At 26.5% G+C, this 26,081-nt stretch carries 23 protein-coding genes; 12 read left to right on the plus strand and 11 right to left on the minus strand.

Features of this window, described 5'->3' with window-relative positions:
• The first annotated feature begins 163 nt into the window (after positions 1-163).
• Both GIL12_RS07045 and GIL12_RS07050 read left to right on the plus strand, forming a co-directional pair.
• A complete protein-coding gene (locus GIL12_RS07045) occupies positions 164-523 on the plus strand; it encodes a permease (protein ID WP_163469799.1) in 360 nt (119 codons plus the stop codon).
• Positions 523-1,083 carry a permease gene (locus tag GIL12_RS07050; RefSeq protein WP_163469800.1) on the plus strand — a complete coding sequence of 187 codons (561 nt, stop codon included), beginning with the start codon at positions 523-525 and terminating at the stop codon, positions 1,081-1,083. The genes GIL12_RS07045 and GIL12_RS07050 overlap by 1 nt, the downstream gene beginning before the upstream one ends.
• A gap of 54 nt (positions 1,084-1,137) precedes the next feature.
• Here GIL12_RS07050 and GIL12_RS07055 read toward each other — a convergent pair whose 3' ends face one another.
• Together GIL12_RS07055 and GIL12_RS07060 are read right to left on the minus strand one after the other, a co-directional pair.
• Entirely contained in the window at positions 1,138-1,713 is a 576-nt protein-coding gene (locus GIL12_RS07055) for a 4Fe-4S binding protein (RefSeq protein WP_163469801.1), read from the minus strand.
• Positions 1,703-1,909 carry a 4Fe-4S binding protein gene (locus GIL12_RS07060; RefSeq protein WP_163469802.1) on the minus strand — a complete coding sequence of 69 codons (207 nt, stop codon included), beginning with the start codon at positions 1,907-1,909 and terminating at the stop codon, positions 1,703-1,705. Before GIL12_RS07060 ends, GIL12_RS07055 begins: the two co-directional genes overlap by 11 nt.
• A 134-nt stretch (positions 1,910-2,043) precedes the next feature.
• Between GIL12_RS07060 and GIL12_RS07065 the strand changes: the two genes are divergently transcribed.
• The 4 genes from GIL12_RS07065 (at position 2,044) to pgeF (ending at position 6,733) form a co-directional block, all read left to right on the plus strand.
• On the plus strand, positions 2,044-2,700 hold the full coding sequence (locus GIL12_RS07065; RefSeq protein ID WP_163469803.1) for a Crp/Fnr family transcriptional regulator: 657 nt from the start codon (positions 2,044-2,046) through the stop codon (positions 2,698-2,700).
• A gap of 75 nt (positions 2,701-2,775) precedes the next feature.
• Positions 2,776-3,084, plus strand: coding sequence for a thioredoxin (gene trxA, locus GIL12_RS07070; protein WP_163469804.1), 309 nt, complete (start codon positions 2,776-2,778; stop codon positions 3,082-3,084).
• Between the two features lie 119 nt (positions 3,085-3,203).
• Positions 3,204-5,990 (plus strand): ATP-dependent DNA helicase, encoded by a 2,787-nt coding sequence (locus tag GIL12_RS07075; protein WP_163469805.1) that lies wholly within the window; start codon positions 3,204-3,206, stop codon positions 5,988-5,990.
• Between the two features lie 35 nt (positions 5,991-6,025).
• On the plus strand, positions 6,026-6,733 hold the full coding sequence (pgeF, locus tag GIL12_RS07080) for a peptidoglycan editing factor PgeF (RefSeq protein ID WP_163469806.1): 708 nt from the start codon (positions 6,026-6,028) through the stop codon (positions 6,731-6,733).
• A gap of 26 nt (positions 6,734-6,759) precedes the next feature.
• Here pgeF and GIL12_RS07085 read toward each other — a convergent pair whose 3' ends face one another.
• Together GIL12_RS07085 and GIL12_RS07090 are read right to left on the minus strand one after the other, a co-directional pair.
• Positions 6,760-7,707 carry an AEC family transporter gene (locus tag GIL12_RS07085; protein ID WP_163469807.1) on the minus strand — a complete coding sequence of 316 codons (948 nt, stop codon included), beginning with the start codon at positions 7,705-7,707 and terminating at the stop codon, positions 6,760-6,762.
• 74 nt (positions 7,708-7,781) lie between these two features.
• Entirely contained in the window at positions 7,782-8,474 is a 693-nt protein-coding gene (locus GIL12_RS07090; protein WP_163469808.1) for a LexA family transcriptional regulator, read from the minus strand.
• A 147-nt stretch (positions 8,475-8,621) separates the two neighbouring features.
• Between GIL12_RS07090 and GIL12_RS07095 the strand changes: the two genes are divergently transcribed.
• Positions 8,622-8,834: a hypothetical protein gene (locus tag GIL12_RS07095; protein WP_163469809.1), complete on the plus strand. Its 213-nt coding sequence runs from the start codon at positions 8,622-8,624 to the stop codon at positions 8,832-8,834.
• A gap of 50 nt (positions 8,835-8,884) precedes the next feature.
• Here the strand turns inward: GIL12_RS07095 and GIL12_RS07100 are convergent, their stop codons facing one another.
• From GIL12_RS07100 to GIL12_RS07125, 6 genes are all read right to left on the minus strand, one after another.
• On the minus strand, positions 8,885-10,381 hold the full coding sequence (locus tag GIL12_RS07100) for a cobyric acid synthase (protein ID WP_163469810.1): 1,497 nt from the start codon (positions 10,379-10,381) through the stop codon (positions 8,885-8,887).
• A 127-nt stretch (positions 10,382-10,508) separates the two neighbouring features.
• Positions 10,509-12,239, minus strand: coding sequence for a phosphoenolpyruvate--protein phosphotransferase (gene ptsP, locus GIL12_RS07105; protein WP_163469811.1), 1,731 nt, complete (start codon positions 12,237-12,239; stop codon positions 10,509-10,511).
• A 70-nt stretch (positions 12,240-12,309) separates the two neighbouring features.
• The gene (locus GIL12_RS07110) at positions 12,310-12,576 is read right to left on the minus strand and encodes an HPr family phosphocarrier protein (protein ID WP_163469812.1); all 267 of its coding nucleotides are present in this window, start codon (positions 12,574-12,576) and stop codon (positions 12,310-12,312) included.
• A 175-nt stretch (positions 12,577-12,751) separates the two neighbouring features.
• On the minus strand, positions 12,752-14,560 hold the full coding sequence (gene typA, locus GIL12_RS07115; protein WP_163469813.1) for a translational GTPase TypA: 1,809 nt from the start codon (positions 14,558-14,560) through the stop codon (positions 12,752-12,754).
• Between the two features lie 25 nt (positions 14,561-14,585).
• The gene (gene truB / locus GIL12_RS07120; RefSeq protein ID WP_163469814.1) at positions 14,586-15,452 is read right to left on the minus strand and encodes a tRNA pseudouridine(55) synthase TruB; all 867 of its coding nucleotides are present in this window, start codon (positions 15,450-15,452) and stop codon (positions 14,586-14,588) included.
• 114 nt (positions 15,453-15,566) lie between these two features.
• Complete coding sequence (locus tag GIL12_RS07125) at positions 15,567-16,985, minus strand: putative glycoside hydrolase (RefSeq protein WP_163469815.1); 1,419 nt, start codon at positions 16,983-16,985, stop codon at positions 15,567-15,569.
• 116 nt (positions 16,986-17,101) lie between these two features.
• Here GIL12_RS07125 and GIL12_RS07130 point away from each other — a divergent pair, with 116 nt between their 5' ends.
• The 4 genes from GIL12_RS07130 (at position 17,102) to hpf (ending at position 22,952) form a co-directional block, all read left to right on the plus strand.
• Positions 17,102-20,464 (plus strand): insulinase family protein, encoded by a 3,363-nt coding sequence (locus tag GIL12_RS07130; RefSeq protein WP_163469816.1) that lies wholly within the window; start codon positions 17,102-17,104, stop codon positions 20,462-20,464.
• A 17-nt stretch (positions 20,465-20,481) separates the two neighbouring features.
• Positions 20,482-21,645 (plus strand): ABC transporter permease, encoded by a 1,164-nt coding sequence (locus tag GIL12_RS07135; protein WP_163469817.1) that lies wholly within the window; start codon positions 20,482-20,484, stop codon positions 21,643-21,645.
• Positions 21,638-22,321 carry an ABC transporter ATP-binding protein gene (locus GIL12_RS07140; RefSeq protein WP_163469818.1) on the plus strand — a complete coding sequence of 228 codons (684 nt, stop codon included), beginning with the start codon at positions 21,638-21,640 and terminating at the stop codon, positions 22,319-22,321. Before GIL12_RS07135 ends, GIL12_RS07140 begins: the two co-directional genes overlap by 8 nt.
• An 82-nt stretch (positions 22,322-22,403) precedes the next feature.
• Complete coding sequence (hpf, locus tag GIL12_RS07145) at positions 22,404-22,952, plus strand: ribosome hibernation-promoting factor, HPF/YfiA family (protein WP_163469819.1); 549 nt, start codon at positions 22,404-22,406, stop codon at positions 22,950-22,952.
• 58 nt (positions 22,953-23,010) lie between these two features.
• On the opposite strand, the gene GIL12_RS07150 is transcribed toward hpf, so the two are convergent.
• On the minus strand, positions 23,011-24,123 hold the full coding sequence (locus GIL12_RS07150) for a Mu transposase C-terminal domain-containing protein (protein ID WP_163469820.1): 1,113 nt from the start codon (positions 24,121-24,123) through the stop codon (positions 23,011-23,013).
• Between the two features lie 210 nt (positions 24,124-24,333).
• On the opposite strand from GIL12_RS07150, the gene ptsG reads away from it, so the two are divergent.
• Positions 24,334-25,812: a glucose-specific PTS transporter subunit IIBC gene (ptsG, locus tag GIL12_RS07155; protein ID WP_163469821.1), complete on the plus strand. Its 1,479-nt coding sequence runs from the start codon at positions 24,334-24,336 to the stop codon at positions 25,810-25,812.
• Positions 25,813-26,081 lie beyond the last annotated feature (269 nt).

Here is a 26,081-nt window from a genome sequence, read left to right on the forward strand (position 1 = left end):
CATCCTTTCTTTTGGTGTCGCAACTTAATTGTAACGGATTTTTTTATTTGTCTCAATTTTTTTTTGCAAAAAATAAAGGCATTAGTATTTTTACAAATACCAACACCAAATATTATAGACCCAAAAAGCTTTAAAAAAAGCTTTAAAATCCTTTGGAAATTTAATGCCGCAACTTTCTGGGATACTGGTTCTTATAGGGATTATACTTTCAGTAATGGATAGGAATATGATTTCTTCTTTAATAGGTGAAAATTCAGGATTATTTGGATTTTTAATATCAGGGATAGTTGGATCAATAACCTTAATTCCTGGATTTGTTGCAATGCCTTTAATTTCATCTTTATTAAAATCAGGGGCAGGTTATACTCAAATGACCATGTTTTTAAGTACTCTTATGATGGTTGGGATAGTAACCTTACCACTAGAAATACAATATTTTGGGAAAAAAGTGACGTATAAAAGAAATATAGCATGTTTTTTCTTTTCAATTTTAATTGCTTTGATAATAGGAAGGTTAATCTAATGAAAAATATTTATAAAATTATAAAAATATATAAAGTATTTATTATTTTAGTAATAGCTAATATTATACTTGGAATTTTCTTTCCTAAAATAGGAAAGGATTCAGTATTAATAACCAAAGGAAATGTTTTAGAAATGTTAAAGGTAATTCCCCCTGTATTTGTGTTGTTAGGGCTTTTAGATGTTTGGGTTAAAAAGGAAGTAATGATAAAATATATGGGTGAAAAATCAGGAATTAAGGGATTAATATTAGCTTTTTTAGTAGGATCTTCAGCAGCAGGGCCTTTGTATATAGCCTTTCCAATTGCTGGGTTATTGCTGAGAAAAAAAGCAAGTTTTTTCAATGTTTTTATTTTTATTGGAGCTTGGTCAACAACAAAGATACCAATGCTTTTATTTGAAATAACAAATTTAGGAGGAAAATATGCTCTTATTAGGTTGTGCCTTAGTGTAGTATCAATAGTTACAATATCTTTTATTTTGAATAGAACTACCACAAAAAAAGAAAAAGAATATATTATAAATAATTTAGAAATACAAAAAAATAAAAATCAGAAGTAAAACTTCTGATTTTTATTTTAGTCAATTTATAATATATAGGTTTTAAGAGCAAAATTATTTTTTATTTTTAAATTTACAAATTTCTTGAGTCATTGTTCCTATTGGACAAATACCACACCAAGAACGAGATTTATAAAAGATACTTAGGATTATTCCTATTATTGTAGATGTGAGCATCATACTATAAAATCCTAGGGCAAACTGATAAATCCAATTTGGGTAAGTTACAAAGTTATAATGTTGTTCCCAAGGAATTTTTAATGACCAAAATAACTTAATGAAACTTGAAAAATTTTCACTTTCATTAAAGACTAAAAATGTGAAAAAAATCATATTTGCAAACATAAGCATAAAAAATATGAAAAAAGAATATCTGAAAATTTTACTTGTTAAAAATTTAGGCATGGTTTTATTTTTAGAAAATTTAAACTTGTTTCCAATTAAATTCAACAATTTGCTTCTTTCACAGTAAAAATTACAATAGGATTTATTTCCCCAAAAGAGAGAAATAATCAATGGAGAAAATAAAAAAATGAGACCAGTCCAAGCAAAAAGTATATTAAAGAATCCAAGGGAAAAATATATTATAGAAACTATCCAAAGATAATCATACCAATTTTTAGTTTTCATTTTTAACCTCCTCAAAATGAATAATTGATATAGGACATACACCAAGGCATTTTTTGCATCCAATGCAATAATTAGTATTCACCTTTGCATAGATGCCCTTAAAAATAGAAATAGCACCTACAGGACAGCTTTCCATACAACTTCCACAGGCCACACATTTATTTTTAGGAACAAAAGCTTTTAATACACTCTTCATAATTAACCTCCAATTATATTATACAAATTGATTATATCATAATCTTTAAAATAGTCAGTGATATAGTTACATATAATTGAAAAAAGAAAATTTCAATGTTATAATTGTTTGATAAAAGGATAAGGAGATATGCCATGGAAAAGATATTAAAAAAAACTCTAGATTTTTGGGATGATTTATTAAAAGAAGAGAAAGAGGAACTGATAAAAAAATTATTGATTATAAAATATAAAAAGGGCGAAACAATATATCACAGTAAGGATAAATGTACGGGAGTTTATATTTTTTATAAAGGTAGAGCTAGAGTTTTTATGTCTTCAAGCAATGGAGGGGAAATAACTCTGTTTAGATTATACAATGGAGATATTTCAATTTTAAGTGCTTCGTGTATGTTTAATAATTTAGATTTTGAAACTAATATGGAATTTGAAGAAGACACAGAGATTTATGTTATTCCCAAAGGAATAATGAAAAAAATTAGTGATCAAAACTCTAAAGTTAAAGAATTTATTTTAGAAGCTGTTTCAGAAAAATTTTCAAATGTAATGTGGATTTTTAACCAATATGTGTTTTCTAATATGGCAAGAAGGTTAGCAACATCTTTATATGAGTATAGAAGCATTTTTAATTCTGACACATTAAAGATAACCCACAATAGTATAGCAAAGGATTTAGGTACAGCAAGAGAGGTTGTAACTAGATTACTAAAGCAATTTCAAATTGATGGAATCATAAAAATGTCTAGGGGAGAAATTAAAATATTAAATTTGGAAAAATTAATGAAGTTATAATGTGATATTGTTACTGATAAATTTAAAATAAGGATGTATAATAATAACATAAAATAATTTATATGGAGGTATTATATGTCAGTTATAAAATTAACAAAAGATAATTACGAAGAAGAAGTGATGAACTCAAAGAAACCTGTACTAATAGATTTTTGGGCTGATTGGTGTATGCCATGTAGAATGTTAGGACCAGTAGTAGAAGAAGTATCTGAAGGAACTTCAGATGTTAAAGTTTGCAAAATAAATATAGATGAAGAAATGGAGCTAGCTCAAAAATTTCAAGTTATGAGTATTCCTACTTTAGTATATGTTAAAGATGGAAAAGAACAAAAACGTGCTGTAGGTGTTAGACCAAAACAAGAAATAGAAGAAATGATAAAATAAAAGTGTTTAAACATAAAAATAAAAGGACAAATATATTTAAATATATTTGTCCTTTTATTTTCTTTAGAAATGTAATAAAATGTAGAGGATAGAATAGGTTATTAAAAGGAGGAATACATTTGGATAAATTTAATGAAAATCAGAAAAAAGTAATAGAAACAATTGATTCTCCCCTTTTAGTAATAGCAGGACCAGGATCTGGGAAAACAAGAACTCTTGTGGAAAGAGTTAGCTATTTAATTAATAAAAAGAAAGTTCAAAGTGAAAATATTCTTTTGGCAACTTTTACAGAAAAAGCATCTAAAGAATTAATCACAAGAATTTCAGCAAAAATATCTGGAAAAATAGATATTGGAGAAATGTATATTGGAACTATTCATTCTATTTGTTTGAGAATTATAGATGAAAATATTAATTATTCCTATTTAAAAAGAAATTATAGAGTGCTCGATGATTTGGAACAGAAATTTTTTATTTATAAAAAAATGAAGAATTTTTTAAACATAGATGGAAGTTTAGAATTTTTTCAATTTCTAGAAAAAAGAAAATCATGGGATAAGGCTGTTGAGCTCAAAAAATGGATAGACAGAATAAATGAAGAAGGGACAAGTGTAGTTAAAGAGATTGGAAATGAAAGATTAGAATATCTAAAAAATGTAAATACTCTATATAAAAAAATGTTGTTTAAAGAAAATATAGTAGATTTTTCAAATATTCAATTTGAGTGTTATAGGATATTAATTGAAAATTCAAAAGTATTAGAGAGTATGAGAGAAAAAATAAATTATATAATGATTGATGAATATCAAGATACTAATTTAATTCAAGAAAAAATATTTTTACTTATTACAGGGAAAAAAAATAATATTTGTGTTGTTGGAGATGACGATCAAGGAATATATAGATTTAGAGGGGCAACTGTAAGAAATATCTTAAAGTTTGAAAAAAATTTTGAGATTGGAAAATGTAAAAAAATAGAATTAAATATAAATTATAGGTCCAATGAAGATATTGTCAATTTTTGTAATAACTGGAACAAATGTCTATATTGGGGTGGATGGAGATATGGAAAAGAACTTGTTTCAGGAAAAGAACCTAAAAATAAAACACTAGGTGTTGTGAAAATTTCAGTAAAAACTTCTGAAGAAGACTGGAAGAAAAAAATATATAAGTTTATTAAAAAATTAGAAACATCAAAAAAAATAAATGACTATAATCAAATAGCATTTTTGTTTAGATCAGTTAGAAATAAAAAAGTATTAAGATTAATGGAGTATTTAGAAAATAAAAATATTAATGTTTATTCGCCTAGGTCCAATATGTTTTTCTTTAGAGATGAAATAAAATTTTGTATTGGAATTTTATTATGTGTATTTTATCAAAGTAAAGATTTTTTGAAAAACACTTATTATAGGGAATGCTTTGATATGACATTGAAGGAATTAGAAAATGACTTGGAGCTTAGAAAATATATTAAGGATTTGAGAAATAGAACAAAGTCATTGGATGGAAATTTTGGAAATTTTTTTAAGATTCTATATTCTTTTATTGGATTTAAAAGTTTTAGAAAATATTTGGACTTTCAAGAGGATCATATATTAAAAAATAGGAAAACTTATAATATAGGAATATTTTTTAAATTAATAAATAAATTTGATAGAATTTGCCAGTTGGATAAAATAGATAAAGAAAATATAGAAAAGGTTGTTAATTATTTTTTTGCAAGTCATTTGGTATATTTAAAAAACACAGGAATTTCAGAATATGAGGATATAAAAGAGTATGCTCCTAGTAATTCAGTTTCTTTTTTAACATTTCATCAGTCTAAAGGACTTGAATTTCCAATTGTTATAGTTGGATCTTTAGAATCAGGTCCAGATTTTATTATTAATGAAAAACAAGAAAAATTAGAATTTCAAATAATGGAGGAATTTGAGCCTCAAGAGAGAGTAAAAGAATTTGATTTTTGGAGGGTTTATTATACAGCTTTTTCAAGGGCACAAAATTTATTGACTCTAACTTGTGTTGAATATCCTAAAATTCCAGTTCCACATTTTGCATTTAAAAAAGTATATGGGAATTTAAAAGATGTAGTTCAAGATGAGTTTGAAATATCTAAACTAAATTTGGACGAAACTAAAGAAAATTATATAAAAGAAAAACTATCCTTTACTAATCACATAAATTTATATGACAACTGCCCAAGACTATATAAACTAGTACACGAATATAAATTTCCACAAGTAAAAACTAAGGAATTAATTTTTGGTGAGCTTGTTCATATTTCTTTGGAAGAATTAAATAAAATAAAATTTGAAAATAAAAGTATAAATATTCAAGAAATAAAAGAGAAATATATGGATTTTTATAAATATTTGTATAAAAAATATAATATTAAACTGGAAAATTTCATTTTAGAAGAGGGATTTACAAAGGTTTTAGATTATTATGAAAATTATATGGAGAATTTAGATATCATAAAAGATGTGGAAAAAAAAGTAATGTTAACTGAAAAAGAATATATTATAGAAGGTATAGTTGATTTAGTAGTTGAAAAGAATGGACATTTGGAAATAGTAGATTTTAAAACAGGGAAAAATAGTGGTTACAAAAAAGAGTATGAGGAACAAATTCAGATTTATGCTTATTTACTAGAAAAAAAATATTCAAAGGAAATTTTAGTTGGAAAAATATTTTATATTAACGAAGAAAGAGAAAAGAAAATAACCTATGTAAATTTAGACAATGAAGCTATATTAAAAACAATCAATAAGTTTAAAAAAATAGCAACTGAAATTGTAAGAAAGAATTATAAAACAGGATATTTAGATAAGGATTTGTGTAAGTACTGTGATTTTAGAAGCTATTGCAAAAATTATTTGAATATAAATAATGAAGATAAATAAAATACATATTAAACTTAAATTTTAAGGATGGTAAAATGTTTATAAAAAATAAAAAAATGTTTAAGATAAAAGAATTTGAAAATCATAATGTTTCAGCTATGTTTACAAGAAAAAGTTTCACTGAGAAAAATAATTTAGAAGAATTATTATCAGAAGATAAAATTTTAATAAAAGCTTATCAAAAACATACAGATATTGTCATTGATATATCAAAGGAAGAAAATAAAACTTATTTTGATGGTGTAGATGGATTTATAACAAAGAGAAATGATTTGGTTTTAATTACAAAATATGCTGATTGTTTGCCAATATTTCTTTATGATAAAAAAGAAAAAGTTATAGGTTTAGTTCATTCTGGCTGGAAAGGAAGCCTTGAAGAAATAGGAATAAAAGCTTTAAATCTTATGAAAAAAAATTATAATTCTAATGTGAAGAATATTATAATAGGCCTTGGAATTGGAATTTCTTGTGAAAATTATGAAGTTGGAGAGGAATTTTATGAACAGTTTAAAAACAAATTTTCAAATGAAATTATAGAAAATTCTTTTAAGATGTATAAAGGGGAAAGACATTTTGATAACTATAAGTTTAATAAATTTAATTTTATGAAAAATGGAATTTTAGAAGAGAATATAATAATTTCAGATGAATGTACTTTCACAGGGGATTTTTGTTCCTTTAGAAGGGACAAGAACAAAGATAGAAATTATGCAGTTATTTATTTTGAGAAAAAAAAGTCCTAGTAATATATATTACTAGGACTTTTTAGTTATATGAAATTAAAAGTTCTTAAAAAATAAACCCATAAAAATAATGTAAAAATAGAGACAACAGATGACGAAGCAACAACTTCAGCAGCTAATTTACTATCTCCTCCTATTTCTTTTACAGTGTTAAAAGATGTAACAGATGTGGGAGAAGCAGTTACCCCTAGAAGAGCTACAATATATTCATTACGGAATCCCAAATACAAAGCAATTGATAAAGTAATAATTGGAAAAATAATAAGTTTCATGAAATTTGTAACAGCTATGAATTTGATATTATTTAGCATATTATCAAATTTCAAAGTGGCTCCTAAAACTACAAAAGCAAGAGGAGTTGCAACCTTAGACATTGTAATCATAGTATTTAAAACTATTTTAGGAATTCTTACTTTAAGAGTTAGACAAATTAATCCAAGTATAAAAGCAACTATAAGAGGATTTTTTAAAACAGAAATAAATAATTTTTTATAACTTCTTTCTTTAGCTTGATAAGTTTCAAGAATTATAACTCCCATAATATTAAGAAGTGGTACAACTGGAGTTATAATAAGCAAAACTATACCTAGTTTAGACTCATCATATACTGATAAAATTAAAGGTATTCCAAATAATATTAGATTACTTCTATATGTTGCTTGTATTAAAACTCCAAGCTTATTTTTGTCCTTTGTCATACGATTATAAATTAAATATGCCAATGCAAACATAAAAAATATACTAGATGTAGTTAATAGCATCAATTTTAAATTATTAGGATTGAAAATTTCATTAATATCAATGTTATAAATATTTAAAAATAGTAGTAAAGACATAAAAACTCTAAATACAATTCTATTCATAACAGTTAAAGAAGGTTCATCAACCATTTTAACTTTTTTTATAATCACACCAACAGACATCATTATAAATGTTGGGAAAACAACGTTTAAAGCCATTAAAATATTATTCATAGGACCATCCTTATATTAAAGTGTAATATAATTATACATTATATCATCATATAATTCAATTAATATTTATTGAACTATATGTCACTTAATACTTTTATAACTTTTCCAACAGCCTTAAAATTTTCACCAGGGCCAATGTAAATTGGAGTATAGTTTGGATTATCGCTAATTAGAGCAACATAATTTTGTGTTATCTTTAACCTCTTTACATAGGCTTGATCATCTATAAAAAAAGCACCAATTTCTCCATTTTTTATTTCCACATCTTTTTTACAAATAATAATTGAATTATCTTTAATTGTAGGTTCCATTGAATCTCCAACTACATTAACAGCAAAAATATTATTATCCCTATTGTTAATACCAGGTAATATAATATAATCTTCAATTTCTTCAGTTGCAAAGGCTCCAATTCCAGCTGAAATCCTTTCAAATAGTGGAATAGAATTTGAGGAATCCTCTTTAGAAGGAGAATAAACCTCTTTTTCTTTAGAATTAAGTTTGTTATTTAATTCATCCATCATATTAATAATAAGTTTAGGAGTTCTTTCTATTGCAGCTAAATAAAAAAGATAATTTTTATCTTGTTTATTTAGGTTTAATCCCTCTGATATTTTTTCTAGAATCTCTTCACTAGGTGGATTTTTAACTTCTCCTCTTTCTATGGAATTAAAATAAGATTGAGTTATATTAATAAGTTTTGAAAATTTATTTTGACTAAGTCCTAATTCAAGTCTCTTTTCTTTTAAAAATCTAATGAAAGTCATGTAAAACCTCCTATCTATAATTATAGTTAATTATACTATAGATGGATATATATTTCAAGTTTTAGATAAAACTATTGACAATATAAGATAAAAATTGTAGAATACTTACATATAGTTATAGATAGCTTATAAAAGTGGAGGATATTTATGAAAATACTTGTGAAAAACAAAAAATGGAATATATCTTTTCAAACAAGAGTTTTGATTTGTGATATTAAAGAAAATAATGGTATTTTTAGTATTTATTTTCAATATAATGGAAATAATATAACAATAAAAAGTAAAAATATAGATAATACTTTAAAGTATTTAGATGAGATTTTTAAAAAAGAAACTAAAAAAATAAAACAAAATTTTTAAATAAAAAAAAGAAGTTATATTTAAATATAACTTCTTTTTTTGTAGAAAAACTATTTTAAAATTTTGTATATAGCCTTCATATCCAAGTGACTTCTCATTACCTTTGCAAGTCTTCTGTATTCCTTTTCTTTAAAGGATTCTAAACTCATATAATCATAAATAGGTTCTAGTCCTTTTTTTGCTCTTATTTTATTTAATAATTTTCTTGTGAATTTAGCAGAATCAAAAATACCATGAATATAAGTTCCAATAATATTATCTTTACAAAGGATACTGAAATCTTTTTCAGGAACTACTGAACAGGAATTATCTCCAGTTGTAATACCTTGGTGTAATTCATATCCACTAACTTTTAACCCATCAAAACCTTCTAGTATACCAGTACAGTTAGCTAAAGTTCTAGAAATTTGTTTAGTATATTTTTCAGTTTCCATCTTAGTTTTCATGTTGAAAAATCCAAGACCTTCAATTTTTAAATAACTACTTTCAACTTGAGATAAGTCTTTAATTGTTTTACCTAACATTTGAAAACCACCATGTATACCAACAATAACCTTTCCTTCCTTTGCAAGGGATAAGATTTTTTTAGTTATATGTCTTTCTTTAATTATACTGTAGTCATAAATAGCATTTTTACTTCCAGGTAGTATGATCATATCAAAATTTTCATTTAAGTCCTCAGCTCTATCCACGTAAACTAAGTTAACATCATCATACATTAAAAAAGAATTAAAATCAGTTGAGTTTGATAATTTTCCAAATTGTATAACAGCTATATTGATATCTTTAACTTCTTTCTTTTCTTTAGCATTGAATATATAACTATCCTCATCTTCAATATGAATATCAAAATAAGGTATAACTCCTAAACATGGAACAGAGATATTTTCTTTTTGCAAAACATCATCTAACATTTTGATACCCTTTTCCAAAAGAGAAAGGTCTCCTCTAAACTTATTGATAATATAACCTTTAATTTTTTTTCTATCAGATTTTCTAAGAAGCATTATAGTTCCATAAATTGAAGCAAAAACTCCTCCTCTTTCAACATCAGCAATTAGAACAACAGGGGCATTTACAGCAGAGGCAATTCCCATATTTGCTATGTCCATTGATCTTAAATTTATTTCAGCTGGGCTTCCAGCTCCTTCCAAAACTCCAATGTCATAGTTAGATTGTATTTTAAAATAATTTTGTATAGCGATTTCTCTAAATCTCTTATAATTTTTATAATATTCAGCAGCATTCATATTTTTAAATGCTTTTCCTTCTAAAATAACTTGAGAACAATCATCTTCCCCTGTTGGTTTCAAAAGAATGGGATTCATAAAAGCCTTAGGTGTTGTATTAGCTGCCTCAGCTTGAACAACCTGAGCTCGACTCATTTCAAATCCATCAACATCAACATATGAATTTAAGGCCATATTTTGAGATTTAAAGGGAGAAACTTTGTAACCGTCTTCAGCAAATATCCTGCATAATCCAGCAGTAAGTATAGTTTTTCCAACTGAAGATCCAGTTCCTTGTAACATTATTTTTTTATGCATAAAACACCTCATCTTAAAACTTAGTTTATAAGTACTATTATAATATATATTTTCAAAAAAATAAAATATATTTTTAAAAAAATAAAAAAATAGGAGAATTTTCTCCTATTTTAATATACAACAAAATTTATTTTGTGTAGTGGAGATTGTTAAACTTTTTAATTTCTTCTAAAATTTCTTCAGAAGTTGACATAGCAAGAACTCTCTCAACTAATTCTTCACAAGATTTTTTATCAAGTGCCATTATATTTTTTTTGATTCTAGGAACAGAAATAGCAGACATTGAAAAAGAATCTAGTCCCATACCAAATAATATAGCAGTGGCATTTTCGTCCCCTGCAAATTCTCCACACATGGAAATACTTATATTTCCAGAATGTGCTCCATCAATGGCATATTTAATTGCTTGTAAAACAGCAGGATTATATGAATTATAAAGAGCAGATATTTTTTCATTTCCCCTGTCCACAGCAAGTGTATATTGAGTTAAATCATTAGTACCAATTGAGAAGAAATCACATTCTTTTGCAAAATGAGCAGCTCTAAGACAAACAGCAGGAGTTTCTACCATAATACCAAGTTGAATTTTTTCATCAAATTTTATTCCTTCTTTTCTTAACTCTTCCTTACATTCTTCTAGAATAGCTCTAGATTTTCTAACTTCAGTAAGTGAAATAATCATAGGAAGCATTATTTTAATATATCCAAAGGCAGATGCTCTTAATAGAGCTCTAAATTGAGTTTTTAAAATTTCAGGTCTATCAAGGGAAATTCTTAAAGCTCTCCAACCAAGGAAAGGATTATCTTCTTTAGGAAGTTCCATGTAAGAAAGATTTTTATCTCCTCCAATATCCATAGTTCTAATTGTTACTGGTTTTCCTTCTAGAGCAGCAGCAACCTCTTTATAGGCTTGAAATTGTTCTTCTTCAGTTGGAAAGGAATCATTATTCATAAATAAAAATTCAGTTCTATAAAGTCCAATTCCTTGAGCACCATTTTTAAGTAATCCAGCCACATCTTTAGGAGAACCTATATTAGCCCAAGCTCCAACTTTAATTCCATCTTTAGATACAGCATCCTTATCCTTTAATTTTTTTAGAATTTCTTTTTCCTCTAAAAACTCTTTTTGTTTTGCAGTGTATTTTTCAATTTCTTTTTCAGTTGGATTAACAATAACAGTTCCTTCTAAACCATCTACAATAATAGGAGTACCTCCTTTGCAATCTGTGCAAATAGAACCAGTTCCAACAACAGCAGGAAGTTCTAAAGATCTAGCCATTATAGAAGAGTGAGCTGTTTTTCCTCCAATTTCTGTTACGAAAGCAATAACATTATTCAAATCAAGTTGAGCAGTATCAGAAGGTGTAAGTTCCTTAGTTATTACAATGGAATTTTTTGGCAAAATTGATAGATCAACTATTTCAGTTCCTGTAACATTAAATAACCATCTTTTCCCAATGTCTTTTAAGTCAGCAGCTCTTTCTCTTAGGTATGGATCTTCCAAATTACTTAACATTTCACAGTAACCTGAAATACCTTGATTTAAAGCATTCTCAGCAGATATGTGATCATTTTCAATTAATTCTACAACCTCATCAAAAAGATCTTCATCTTCTAATAATGTTATATGTCCATCAAATATAGTTGCCTTATCTTCACCTAATTTTTTAGCAGTTCTTTCTCTTATTGAAATTAATTGTTCTTTAGAAGCATCTCTTCCTTTTAATAACTTTGTTTTTTCAGCTTCAATATCCTCAATTGAATTAGTATTGATAACTAACTCATTTTCAAGATACAAAAATACTTTTCCTATTGAAATTCCAGGAGAAGCTGGAATCCCGTGTATAAGTTTACTCATTTTATAATTACCCCTTCCTTTGAAATAGAATAAAAAAAGAGGGGAAGTTTAACTCCCCCTCTTACTTAAATTAGTCTTTTAAATTAGCAAGAAGTTCAGTTAATTTAGTAACAGCCTCTTGTTCATCTGCACCATCAGCATAAACAACTACTTTAGTTCCCTTTTTTATACCTAGAGAAAGAAGCTTTAATAAAGAAGTTCCTTTAACTTTTTTCCCAGCTTCATTTTCAACTTCTATAGTTGAATCAAAAGTTTTAGCCAAGCTAACAAATTCGTTTCCAGGTCTAGTGTGAAGACCAGTTTCGTTTGTAATTTCAACAGTTTTACTATATGCCATAATTTCACCTTCCTAAAAAAATATTAAATTATCACCTATTATATTTATAAACAAATCTCTTCAAACAGTACTAATAGAATATATTATTTTTAAAAATTTGTCAATAGAATAAGACATTATAAATTTTAAAGAACTAAAAGTTATCCATGAGCGCTCAAAAAAAGAACAAATTTAATTATTTTTTAAAATTAACTCTTCTATCTTTAATAGTTAAGAATCTTTTTCTTATTCTAATAAAATGAGGAGTAACTTCAACAAATTCATCATCAGTAATATAATCTAAGGCTTGTTCTAAACTTAAAATTCTAGGTGGAGCTAATTTAATAGCATCATCATTTCCAGCAGATCTAGTATTAGTTAGTTTTTTAGTTTTACATGCATTAACAACTAAATCACTTTCTTTACTATGTTCTCCAATAACCATTCCAGCATAAATGTCAGTTACAGGATTAATAAATAATACTCCTCTTTCTTGAATGGCATTTAATCCATAAGCTACAGAAGTTCCACTTTCACTTGCTATTAAAACACCTTTTTTTCTTTCATTAATTGGACCTTTAAATGGTTCAAAATCATAGAAAGAGTGATTCATTATTCCAGATCCTTTAGTATCAGTTAAGAATTCATTTCTATATCCAATAATTCCTCTTGCAGGAATTTTAAATTCTAAACGAGTGTATCCGTCTTGTCCTGGAACCATACTAATAAGTTCACCTTTTCTTGAACCTAATTTTTCAATAACAACACCTGTGAAAGCTTCATCAATATCAATAATAGCTAGTTCAATAGGTTCATATTTTTTGCCATTAATAGTTTTAAATATAACTTTTGGTTTAGAAACTTGAATTTCATAATTTTCTCTTCTCATATTTTCTAAAAGAATAGATAATTGAAGTTCTCCTCTACCTTTTACTGTAAATGAGTCTGGAGATTCAGTAGCTTCAACTCTAATACTTACATTATTTTGTAATTCTTTTTGAAGTCTATCCCAAATGTTTCTAGAAGTGATATATTTACCATCTTTTCCAGCAAAAGGGGATGTATTTACCATAAATGTCATAGAAAGAGTAGGTTCATCAATATCTATAAGTGGTAAAGCAACTGGATTTGCAACATCTGCCATAGTTTCTCCAATATCAAGATCAGACATACCAGCAATAGAGATAATTTCTCCAGCTACAGCATGATCAATTTCAACTTTTTTAAGACCTTCATAACCATAAATTACAGAAACTTTACCTTTAACTTGAGTACCGTCTCTTTTTATAAGAATAATATCTTGATTTTTTTTAACTGTACCATTATGAATTCTACCTACAGCTAATCTACCAACATAATTGTCATATTCAATATTAGTAATTAAAAATTGGAAAGGAGCTTCAGGATCTCCATCAGGATCGTTAACTTTTTCTAAAATAGTTTCAAATAAAGGTTGCATATCCACATCAGGATCTTCTATTTCTTTTTTAGCAAATCCAGCTTTTCCAGAAGCATAAAGAACTGGGAATTCAAGTTGATAATCATTGGCATTTAATTCAATAAATAAATCATAAACCATGTATAAAACTTCTTCAGGTCTAGCATTAGGTTTATCTATTTTATTAACTACAACAATTGGTCTATGACCTTGTTCTAAAGCTTTTTTCAAAACATATTTAGTTTGAGGCATAGGTCCTTCAAATGCGTCAACTAGTAAAATAACTGAATCAACCATTTTCATAATTCTTTGTACTTCCCCACCGAAATCTGCATGGCCAGGAGTATCAACTATATTTATTTTATAGTCTTTATACTTTAGTGATGCATTTTTAGAAAAAATTGTGATTCCTCTTTCACGTTCAATGTCGTTAGAATCCATAACTCTTTCGTTAACTTTTTCAAGCTCATGACTTCCAAAAACCCCAGCTTGTTTCAACATACCATCAACAATAGTAGTTTTACCATGATCGACATGGGCAATAATTGCAATGTTCTTAATTTTCATAAATTTCCTTCCTTGTAATATTTAATTAATAATATTTATACGCTTTTAATCTCTCTGAAATTACATTTGCAAGTCCTAAAAAAATGTTTGTTTCAGAATCATATACTCTATATAGTCCATCTTTTAAATCAGGTGTAATAAGAGTATTTCCATTTAAAAATAATTTTTTGTTTTTGTCTCCTGAAATTGAGAAATTTGGATAGTTAAAATATGTCTCAATATCATAGAGAAAAGAAAAATCTTCTTTTTCTTTTAAAGATTCAATAGTTTCCAAAGTGAAACTTTTATCAATATTTTCATTTCCAACCTTTGTTCTAATTAAAGAAGTCATAGTTGCAAATGTTTTTAAATCTTCACCTATATCATAAATAAGAGAACGAATATATGTTCCCTTTGAAACAACACATTTTATTTTTACTTTTTTTCCATTAAATTCTAGTAATTCTAGAGAGAATATAGATATATCCCTAGCTGCTCTTTCAATAGTTTCTCCTCTACGAGCTAACTCATAAAGTTTTTGACCATTAATTTTAATAGCAGAATACATTGGAGGAACCTGCTTAATATCCCCAACATAATTTTTTAAAACAGTTTCTAACTCTTCCTTTGTAATGGAAAAATTATCAACTTTATCTAAAGTTTTTCCTTGAATATCGTAAGTATCGGTTTTATAACCTAAATCGAATTCAGCTATATATTCTTTTTCTTTCTTTTCAATATCTTGTACTAATTTAGTAGCTTTTCCAACACATACTATTAAAACTCCAGTTGCAAGGGGATCTAATGTACCAGTATGTCCTATCTTTCTAATAGATAATATTTTACGAAGCTTCCTAATAACATCAAAGGAAGTAATTCCTTGAGGTTTATTGATATTTATTATTCCATTCAAAAAAAATCAACTCCATTTTTTAAGTTACAGATGATTATACCATAAAATCAAGTATAATAAAATAAAAATAGAGAATAATTTCTCTATTTTCAAGTTAATGTATAGTTTGTTTTATTAATGTTTTGTTTTAGGTGGATGATATCTATTGGCAGGATTCCATAAAATATATTCATGGATACCTAAATCCTTAAGTGCATCAATTTGCAATTGAACTTCTTTATGCCCATAGGGAATGTAACCCTTAACCCATCTTGCAGTAAAATCTTGAATCCAAGGTCTTATGGAAGCAGGATTATCAATATTATTATTTCTATTAATAGAATCTAGAGCACAGTGATAAATTATTTTATATGGATCAGCATCTGGAGTTGGAACCCCATAAGAATGTCTAGCATAATGGCTAGGATACATCATAGGAGAAAGACTATCAGTGTACCCACTCATTGCTTCCCAATATTGCCCAAGACCCATATCATCTTTAAATGTTCCAATTTGTCCATAAATATCAGCACTTAAATAGATCCCAAGGGGAGAAAGTTCTGATTTAGCATATTTAAGATATCTTTGTATAGTAACAGGTTTTCCTTCATTTTTTTGATTAGGATAGATAACTGTTTTATCAAGCTTTCCACCATTTGATGCTGGAAATCTAACATAATCAAATTGGATTTCATTAAATCCAACCTTTGCAGCTTCCTTAGCAACAGCAACATTATATTTCCAAAGATTCTCATCATATGGGGATATCCATACTATTTTATCATTATTAGTGTAGGGAGTGTTGTCCTTTCTTTTTCTAATGATTTTTTCAGGATGAGCTTTTCCGTAGGAAGGATCTTTAAATGATACAATTCTAGCAATTGTATAAATATTATTATCCTTTAATTTTCTCATAACTTTTTCAATGTTTTTAACATAATAACGATTAAGTGCATAGGGATTATATTCCAAAAGGGATTCATCCATTTTCCAAGAAAGATATCCATAATCATTTTTAACATCAATAATAAAAGCATTAATTTCACTTTCATTTGCCAACTTAATTAAAGAGTCCATCTTCTTAGTAGAAGAAAAGGAATTAAAACTAACATAGATTCCTTTAACATCTATTTTTTTATTATTTTTATAACTTTCCTTTTTTGGAAAATCTTTATATTCAATATCTTTCCAATTTTGGTGAAGAAGGTTAGTATAATTAGGAGTTAAATATTTTGTTCTAACCCATCCAATTTTAGTTTTTAAATTATGTGTGTATTTAACCTTAGTCCATAATTCTGTAGTTACGGTTTTTACAATAACTTCTTTATTATCTTTTTTAATTTTTTTATTTTTTTGAATTTCAATTTTCTTATCTCCTAAAACTTCAACTCGAGTTTTAGATGTTATTCTTCCAATTGATTTTTTTTCATTTAGTGAACTAACTATATTAACATTAGAACGGTTAGTGTATAAGTAATATTGTTTTCCAAAAATACATGTGGAAAATAAAAGTAGTAAAGATATTATGTATATAATTCTAAAATTTTTTTTCAAAGTAGTCCTCCATAAAATATGTTAATGTTCTTAAATTATATCATAAATAGATATTTTTAATAGGGGTTTTATGATAAAATTAAAATAGAAGCTACGAAAGAATAAAAGGAGAAAATATGTTTAAAAAATTATTTGTTATTATAATGATGGTACTTAATAGTTTGTGTTTTGCTCAAATAAAAGGCAATTCTAAAGATTTAATAGTTGAAAAATTAGACAATGGTATGACATATTATTTTTATAAAAATAAAAAACCTGAAAATAGGGTATCAATAAATATTCTAGTAAAGGCAGGCTCTTTACAGGAAAAAGAAAATCAAAGGGGATTAGCTCATTTTTTAGAACATATGTGTTTCAATGGTACTGAAAATTATAAAAAAAATAGTATTGTTAAATATTTCGAATCAATAGGTCTTAGTTTTGGTGGAGATTTAAATGCGCATACTAGTTTTTATGAAACTGTTTATAAATTGAATTTACCAACAGATGATAGAAATAAATTTCAAAAGGGAATGGAAATATTATATGAAATGGTTTTTAAAGCCACTTTAAATCAAGAGGATATTGATTCAGAGGGAAAAATAATAAAGGAAGAGTGGAGATTAGGACAAGGATTATCAGATAGAGTTTATAAACAAATTTATCAAAAAGCTGTATTTAAAAATTCAAAATATGAAAAGAGAAGAGTTATAGGTGATATGGCAGTGGTTGAAAGTGCTAAGACAGAAAATATGAAAGAATTTTATCATAAATGGTATCACCCTGAAAATATGGCAATAGTAGTAGTTGGAGATGTGGATAAAAAATATTTAGATGGTGTTGTAAAAAAATATTTTAATAAAAAAACAGAAAGAAAATATACAGTTCCTAAAAAATATCCATTAAAAGAACTAAAAGATAATTATATAATATTTAAAGACAAGGAAATTAAAGTTCCAGAATTTCAAATTACTTATAGAAAAGATAGAACCTTAGTATATGATGAAAAATATTTCAAAAAAATTGTAGGGAAAACCCTTGTGAAAAGATTATTCAAAAATAGATGTTATAGAGAAATAGGAGAAGGAAATACAAGTTTACTAGATGTTGATTTAAGTGACGATATTTATATGAAAGATTTCAATGAATCAATTTATGGATTGTTAGCAGAGGGACAAGAAAAAAAAGCTATTAAGACAATATATGATAATTTAAGATATTTAGGGGAAAAACCAATTGGAAAAGAAGAGTTGGAATTGGAAAAAAAAGATATTTTAAGTGGTTTGAGTATATTTGTTAAAAATAAAGACTCTATACATAATGGAGAAATAATTGAAAAAATTAATAAAGTATTTATAACAGATGGAATATTTTTATCTCCAAGGGAAGTTTTGGAAATATATAAAAAGTATTTAAATGAAATAGATCCCTTATATATTGGGGCATTAGCTAGGGAAATATATAATGATAATGGTTCATATATTTTAATTCTTCCTGAAAAGCAAAAGGAAGTATTTAAAAGCAAAGAAGAATTTAAATTATTTATGGAAAAATTAAGAAATGATGCCTTAAAAGAAAAAGAGTTTATCACTGAAAATATAAAATTAGAAGAAGTGAAATTAAAAAAAGGAAGTATTAGTTCTATTGAAAATAAAACTGATTACAAAGAATTAACATTATCAAATGGAATAGAGGTTCTATACAAAGAAACTAAATTTAAAAAAAATGAGGTTTTGATTTCTTTATTTAAGGAAGAGGGAACTTCCACTGAAAATTATGAAAATTATTTAAATACTTTTATGGGAACTTCTGTAATATTAGATTCAGGAGTGGGGAACATAGAAGTAAAGGATTTAAATAATTATATGAAGGGAAAAAACTTTAGTGTTGTTCCTTACATTTCAGAGTATAAACAGGGAATAGATATTATATCCACAAAGGAAGATTTAAATGAAGCTTTAAAATATTTTTTAAACGCAGTAAAAAATCCAAAAATAGATGATAATATATACAATATAAATATGGAAACTTTAAGAAAAATAATTGTAAATAGAAAAAATTCTTCTGAAGATGTTTTTCAAGATAAGGGTACAGAAATATTATATAAAAATAATCCAAGAAAAAAATTCATTACAGAGGAAGAGCTAAATAAAATAACTAAAGAAGGGATACTTGCAACATATAAGAAAAAATTTAGTGATTTTAATGGGTACAAAATAGTTGTGGTTGGCTCTATAAAGGAAGATAAATTAAAGGATATTTTAGAAAAATATTTTGCAGCATTGCCAGCAAATACTTCCAATAAAGCTAATAAAATAAAATATAACATTCAATATCCAGAGGGGATTATAGATGAAAATGTTGTAAAAGGAATAGACAAAAAAATTAAAGTAAACATTTTTTATCCAATTAAAGTCAAATATAATCAAGAGAATAAATATTTAGGAAAATCAATAGCTAAAATATTAGAAATTAATTTAACTGAAAACATCCGTGAAAAAATGGGTGGAGTTTATGGAATATCAGTTCATGTGAAAATGAATAAATTTGAACCAAGTTTATTAATTATTGGATTCTCAACTGATCCTAAAAAGGAATTAGAGGTTAGAAAAGGAATACAAAATGAAGTTGAAAAGATAAATAAAGGGGAAATAAATTTAAAAACTTTAAACAGTGTTAGGGAAAATTATAAAAATATTTATGAAAATTTAACAAAGGAAAATTATTATTGGGAGATATTCTTAGAAAATAAAATTCTAGAAAGGGAAAAATATGAAAAAATGACTCCTGAAAAGTATAATTTATTGGTTAATGAAAAAAGATTATCTGAATTTGGGAAAAAATTTATAGATAAAAGAAATTATATAAATATTGTATTAAAACCAGAAAAAGAAAAAAATAGATGGAGGATATATATGAAATTAGAAAAGGGATACTTAGAAAGTATAATGGATTTTAATGATGATTTTGTAACTAATAAAGATTATGAAACCTTTAAAACTACAAAATATCCAGACAAAAAAATAGTGGTTCTTTCTTGTATGGATACAAGACTTACAGAATTATTGCCAAAGGCAATGAATTTAAAAAACGGAGATGCTAAGTTTATAAAAAATGCAGGGGGAGTTGTAATGCATCCCTTTGGAAGTGTTATGAGAAGTATTTTAGTTTGTGTTTATGAGTTCCAAGTAAAAGAAGTTTATGTTGTAGCTCACTTGCACTGTGGTATGAGTAATTTAAATACAGAAAAATTAGTTGATAAAATTGTAAAAAGAGGTATAGGAGAAGACACTATAAATTTACTTTCTAATTCAGGAATAGATGTAAAAGAGTGGCTTAGTGGTTTTGAATCAGTTGAAAGTTCTTTGGTGCAAACAGTTTCTGAAGTTAAAAGCCATCCTTTGATGCCAAAGGATGTTGCTGTGCATGGTCTTATAATGGATCCTGAAACTGGAAAACTTCAATTGAAAATTGATGGTTGGGATAATTTAGGGAAATAATAGTGATTGGAGTAGAGATGTTTGAATTTTTTATAGCAAGAAAACATATATTTCAAAAGAAAAAACAAAGTTTAATAGGAGTATTGGGAGTTGTAATAGGAATAACAGTTTTAATAGTTTCTTTGGGAATCTCAAATGGATTAGATAAGAATATGATAGACAGTATATTATCATTGGGAAGCCATATAACTGTCACAGATACAAGAGTTAAAAAATCTTATAATATTTTAGAAAAAGAACTTATGAACATAAAAGAAATAAAAGGAATCATTCCTAAAATATCTTCCCAAGGATTAATAAAGTATAAAAATGAATTTGGAGATTATGTTTCAGGGGTTAAAATAGATGGATTAGATATAGAAAAAGCTGAAAAGGGAATGAATTTAAGCGAAAAAATAGTATATGGTAAATTAGATTTAAAGAAAAAAGATAGTGTTTATATTGGAAAAGAATTATATAAGGATATGATGGCCAATATTGGTGATAAATTAACTTTAGTTTCCTCTGAAAATCAAGAAATTCCCTTTGTAATAACTGGAGTTTTTGAAAGTGGATACTATGAGTATGATATGAATATGGTTATAATTCCATTGAAAACTGCTCAGTATATGCTTTATAAAGATGATGAAATATCTAGTTTAGAAATAAATTTAAAAAATCCTTATGAAGCTAAAAAAGTATCTAATATTTTATTTGATAAATTTAATTTATTTAATAGAACTTGGGGAGATCAAAATAAAAATTTATTATCAGCTCTTTCCTTGGAAAAAACAGTTATGGTTGTTGTTTTTTCATTAATAGTATTAATAGCAGCCTTTGTAATATGGGTAATAATGAATATGCTTGTTAGGGAAAAAATAAAGGATATAGGAATAATGAGAGCCATGGGAGTTTCTAAGAATAGTATTATGAAAATATTTTTATTAGAAGGAATGATGATAGGAATAACAGGGGTTATTATAGGAATACTAATCTCCCTTGGTATGCTTTGGATTTTGGAAAATTATACCCTTAGTGGAATCACTTCAATATACTATATAAGCAAGGTTCCTGTGGAAATTTCATTTGAGGAAATTTCAGTAATAGTTATTTTAAATTTAATAGTTGTTTTTATATCAAGTGTATTTCCTGCTTATAGAGCTGGAAAGCTTGAAACAATGGAGGCTTTAAGACATGAGTAATATTTTAGAACTGAAGAATATAAATAAAACATATAGGGGAAAAACTGAAGATTTACATATTTTAAAGGATTTAAACTTAGAGGTTGAAGAGGGAGAATTTATTTCAATTTTAGGTAAGTCTGGATCTGGAAAATCAACATTATTAGGTATAATAGGTCTTTTGGATAATTTTGATAGTGGAGAAATATATATAAATAATAACAAAATTGATAAATTTGAGTCTAATAAGTTAGACAGATTAAAAAATAAAGATTTAGGTTTCGTTTTTCAATTTCATTATTTATTACCAGAATTTACTGCTTTGGAAAATGTTATGATTCCCCGTTTAATAGAAGATTTTTCAAATAAAAAAATAATAGAAGAAAAAGCGAAAACATTATTGAAAAAAATAGGTCTAGGGGAAAGGTATAACAACAAACCTAGTCAATTATCAGGTGGAGAAAAGCAAAGGGTAGCAATAGCTAGGGCATTAATAAATGACCCTAAAATAATCTTAGCAGATGAACCTACAGGGAATTTAGATGAAGAAACAAGTGAAGAAATTCATAGGTTGTTGCAAAAAATAAATAAGGAAAATAATCAAACTATAATAGTTGTAACTCACTCAAAAGAGTTGGCTAATATAACAAACAAGCAATATTTTGTAAAACATGGAAAATTAGTTTTAGAAAAATAAAAATAAAAAAAAGGAATTATTTGAGTTATGGCGAATAATATTATAACAACAGAGGGTGAAGCACCCAGAGGAGTGATGATTTATGAAAGTTTCTATATTAGGAAGACATTTGACAATAACTAACGCAATTAACGATTACACAGAAAAGAAGGTTTTAAAATTAGAAAAATATTTTAATCGTATAGGAGACGTGTCAGTAACTTTATCAGCAGTTAAGTTGAAAACAGGACCATCACATACAGCGGAAATGATAACAAATGTTAACGGGAACGTGTTAAAAGCTGTTTCAACAGAAAAAGTTCTTTATGTTGCAATAGATAAAGCGGCTTCAATTTTAGAAGGACAAGTAAAAAAATATAAATCAAAATTAAGAGATGATAATACAGCTGAATCACCAAGAACTTTTAATTTTAATATGGATACAAATGAAGTTTCAACTAGTTGGACAAAACAAATAGTGAAAGTAGAACTTGAAGCTAAACCAATGAACTTAGAAGAAGCAATACTTCAAATGGAAACAATGGGAAAAGATTTCTATGTTTTCTTTAACGGTGATACTGAAGAAATGAATGTAGTTTATAAAAAAAGAGATGGAAATTACGCTCACATAGAACCAAGAGTGGAAAAATAAAAAAATACAGCATATAAAAATAGTGCATTTTCATGCACTATTTTTTATTTTTTGGATTTTAAAATTCAATTGTTCCTATAAATTTTCCATGTGAAAATAAATGTAAGAAACTATAATCTAAAGGATTTGATTTCACCTCTATTTCTTTTCCATCAAAACTTTTTAAAAGGTTATCCCTATACAATAAATTTTTGAATCTTAAAGCAGAGGATGAAATTTTTCTAGTTGAAGATTGAAGAAAAACATCTAGCACTCTAAATTGTAGTTGTTTTTCTAACAGTGTATAATCAATAATATAATTATATTTTGTTGAATCTAAATAAATGTAAGAATTTAAGAATGCATTTAAGTAATCAGATGAAATATTTTTATTTTTAAGTTTAAATTCTTTGTAAATATCTTCCTTTAAAAAATTTATAAATCTTAAAAGTTCGTTATTATTTGGAGTGTGAGAATACTCAGATAACTTTATTTTAGTTTCATCAAATATTGATTTTGCAATATTTCTTGGAATAGAGTTTTTAGTATCAATTAAAATTTCTTTAGGGATATTTAGTTTTCCCTTTAGAGAAGAAACTTTTAAGATACTTTGTCTTATAAATCCAAGTAGGGAATAGATATTTGAAGTTTCAAGTACTATTGAAAAATTAATAATGCTTAGATTAGATGCATCAAACATTATAATTAAATTTGGAACCTTTTTAACATTGTTAACATTAAGAAGAATATAAGTAGGTATCTCAATGACGATATAAACTTCATTTTCTTTTTTTATTTTTCCAATATGAAAATCTGTTGACTTTTTAAAAAAATGATCAATATTGTTAACTATCCTATAGAAAGTAGGATAGCTAATATTGTATTTTTTATTTTTTAAAAAAGAAGTGTATTTATTATAAAGTTTAGATGTATTACCATCATCACTGGTTTCACATAATTTTTTAATTAATTTTAAATCCTTTTCGTCTACAGATTTAAAGGAATTTTTATCCTCTCTTTTTTTCTTATCCAATCCAAGCATTCCATTTTCTTTATAAGATTTAGCCCATCTTTTTAAAGTGGCATAGGATACTCCAGATTCTATTTCTATTTCTTTTAATTTTTTTTCTTTTCTTAAAAAAGGCTCAATTATCTTAAATCTTTTTATTTGAATATCATTGCTATTATCCATAGTTTATTTCCTCCGTCTCTTCTGAAGTATTAATAAATATATACTACTATATAAAAGGCATAAAATCAAATTAAAAGTTGTTGAAAATAAAAAAAGCTCAAATTAATTGAAAAAAAACTTGACTTTTTTAGAATAAAAAGTTATTATTTTCTTACATAAAAAGAAAAAATGATACATAAAAAACTATAAAAACAAAAAGGAGAGATGAAGGTGAAAATTTTTTCAGAAGTTCAAAAAGTTGGAAAAGCATTGATGACACCAGTTGCTATATTACCAGCAGCAGGATTATTTTTGGCATTTGGTAATAAATTAGGAATTCCTCTAATGGAACAAGCAGGAGGAATAATATTTGCTAATTTACCATTATTATTTGCAGTTGGTGTTGCAATTGGTCTTGTTGGAGGAGATGGAGTTGCAGCTTTAGCATCAGTTGTGGCAATATTAATAATGAATACAACAATGGGTATTGTTTCAGGAGCTGAAGCTGGAATTAAAGCTGGAAACCCAGCATATGCAATGGTCATGGGAGTTCCAACTTTACAAACAGGGGTTTTTGGGGGATTAATTGCAGGGATAATTGCAGCAATTTGTTATAAGAAATTTTATAAAACAGAATTGCCACCATTTTTAGGATTCTTTGCAGGAAAAAGATTAGTTCCAATAGTAACAGCAGTTGTAGCTTTCTTAATAGGACTTGCAATGCCAGCAATTTGGAGACCAGTTCAAATAGGTCTTGCTAAACTTAGTTACTTAGCAAATGGAACAAATACAAATATTTCAACCTTTATATTTGGAGTGGTTGAAAGATCTTTAATACCATTTGGACTACATCACATATTCTATGCACCATTTTGGTTCCAATTTGGAGACTATACAAATCATGCAGGTCAAATAATAAATGGAGATCAAGCAATTTGGTTTGCAATGCTTAAAGATGGAGTTACAAACTTCTCTGCTGCAAGTTACCAAGGAGCAGGTAAATTTATGACAGGAAAGTTCCCATTTATGATGTTTGGACTTCCAGCAGCAGCTTTAGCAATGTATCATGAAGCAAGACCTGAGAAGAAAAAAATTGTAGCAGGTATATTATTTTCAGCAGCTTTAACATCTTTTTTAACTGGAATAACAGAGCCAATTGAATTTTCTTTCCTATTTGTAGCACCAATCCTATATGGATTTCACTGTATATTTGCAGGTTTATCTTTCATGTTAATGAATATGTTAAAAGTTAGAATAGGTATGACATTTTCAGGAGGATTAATTGACTATATTGTATTTGGAGTGTTACCAGGAACTTCAGGTTTTCAAACTCGTTGGTATTTAGTAATAGTTGTTGGATTAATTTTAGCAGTAGTTTATTACTTTGGATTTAGGTTTGCAATTAGAAAATGGAATTTAATGACTCCAGGAAGTGAAGAAATTACAGGGGAAGCTGAAACTGTTCAAGGGGATGAATTAGCAGTATCTGTATTGGAAGCTTTAGGAGGAAAAGAGAATTTAGTTTCTTTAGATGCGTGTATAACTAGACTAAGAGTTGAAGTAAAGGACACAGCCTTAGTAAAGGATAAAGATCTCAAAAATTTAGGGGCATCAGGAGTTTTAAAAGTTGGAGAAAATGGAGTGCAAGCAATATTTGGATCAAAAGCACAATTTATTTGCAATGATTTAAAGGAAATCACAGGAATATAAATAAATTTTTCACAAAATAGATACACCACAAAAAACACACAAAAAACTCGCAGTTCTGCGAGTTTTTTTGTTTAGATTATTAATACAAAGAATAATCTATTAAATATAAAATCTATATTTGCTGATCTTTAATTTAGGTAAGCACAAATAAATGAATTTTACAATAAAAAGAAGAAAAATAAATATCTATAAATAATAAAAAATGTTATAATAATAATGAATAGATACAAATTTTTGTATAAGAAAATTAAAATTAAGGAGATTAAAAG

It is taken from the genome of Fusobacterium sp. IOR10, from assembly GCF_010367435.1.
Classification (GTDB): Bacteria; Fusobacteriota; Fusobacteriia; order Fusobacteriales; family Fusobacteriaceae; genus Fusobacterium_B.

Bases quoted from the DNA above. Each gene is read 5' to 3' on its own strand.
- GIL12_RS07100 (WP_163469810.1), bottom strand. From the start codon at position 10,381: ATGCATAAAAAAATAATGTTACAAGGAACTGGATCTTCAGTTGGAAAA.
- GIL12_RS07060 (WP_163469802.1), bottom strand. From the start codon at position 1,909: ATGAAGAGTGTATTAAAAGCTTTTGTTCCTAAAAATAAATGTGTGGCC.
- typA (WP_163469813.1), bottom strand. From the start codon at position 14,560: ATGAAAATTAAGAACATTGCAATTATTGCCCATGTCGATCATGGTAAA.
- pgeF (WP_163469806.1), top strand. From the start codon at position 6,026: ATGTTTATAAAAAATAAAAAAATGTTTAAGATAAAAGAATTTGAAAAT.
- GIL12_RS07050 (WP_163469800.1), top strand. From the start codon at position 523: ATGAAAAATATTTATAAAATTATAAAAATATATAAAGTATTTATTATT.
- GIL12_RS07110 (WP_163469812.1), bottom strand. From the start codon at position 12,576: ATGGCATATAGTAAAACTGTTGAAATTACAAACGAAACTGGTCTTCAC.
- GIL12_RS07065 (WP_163469803.1), top strand. From the start codon at position 2,044: ATGGAAAAGATATTAAAAAAAACTCTAGATTTTTGGGATGATTTATTA.
- trxA (WP_163469804.1), top strand. From the start codon at position 2,776: ATGTCAGTTATAAAATTAACAAAAGATAATTACGAAGAAGAAGTGATG.
- GIL12_RS07085 (WP_163469807.1), bottom strand. From the start codon at position 7,707: ATGAATAATATTTTAATGGCTTTAAACGTTGTTTTCCCAACATTTATA.
- GIL12_RS07135 (WP_163469817.1), top strand. From the start codon at position 20,482: ATGTTTGAATTTTTTATAGCAAGAAAACATATATTTCAAAAGAAAAAA.
- GIL12_RS07055 (WP_163469801.1), bottom strand. From the start codon at position 1,713: ATGAAAACTAAAAATTGGTATGATTATCTTTGGATAGTTTCTATAATA.
- GIL12_RS07095 (WP_163469809.1), top strand. From the start codon at position 8,622: ATGAAAATACTTGTGAAAAACAAAAAATGGAATATATCTTTTCAAACA.
- GIL12_RS07090 (WP_163469808.1), bottom strand. From the start codon at position 8,474: ATGACTTTCATTAGATTTTTAAAAGAAAAGAGACTTGAATTAGGACTT.
- GIL12_RS07150 (WP_163469820.1), bottom strand. From the start codon at position 24,123: ATGGATAATAGCAATGATATTCAAATAAAAAGATTTAAGATAATTGAG.
- ptsP (WP_163469811.1), bottom strand. From the start codon at position 12,239: ATGAGTAAACTTATACACGGGATTCCAGCTTCTCCTGGAATTTCAATA.
- GIL12_RS07140 (WP_163469818.1), top strand. From the start codon at position 21,638: ATGAGTAATATTTTAGAACTGAAGAATATAAATAAAACATATAGGGGA.
- GIL12_RS07045 (WP_163469799.1), top strand. From the start codon at position 164: ATGCCGCAACTTTCTGGGATACTGGTTCTTATAGGGATTATACTTTCA.
- GIL12_RS07130 (WP_163469816.1), top strand. From the start codon at position 17,102: ATGTTTAAAAAATTATTTGTTATTATAATGATGGTACTTAATAGTTTG.
- hpf (WP_163469819.1), top strand. From the start codon at position 22,404: ATGAAAGTTTCTATATTAGGAAGACATTTGACAATAACTAACGCAATT.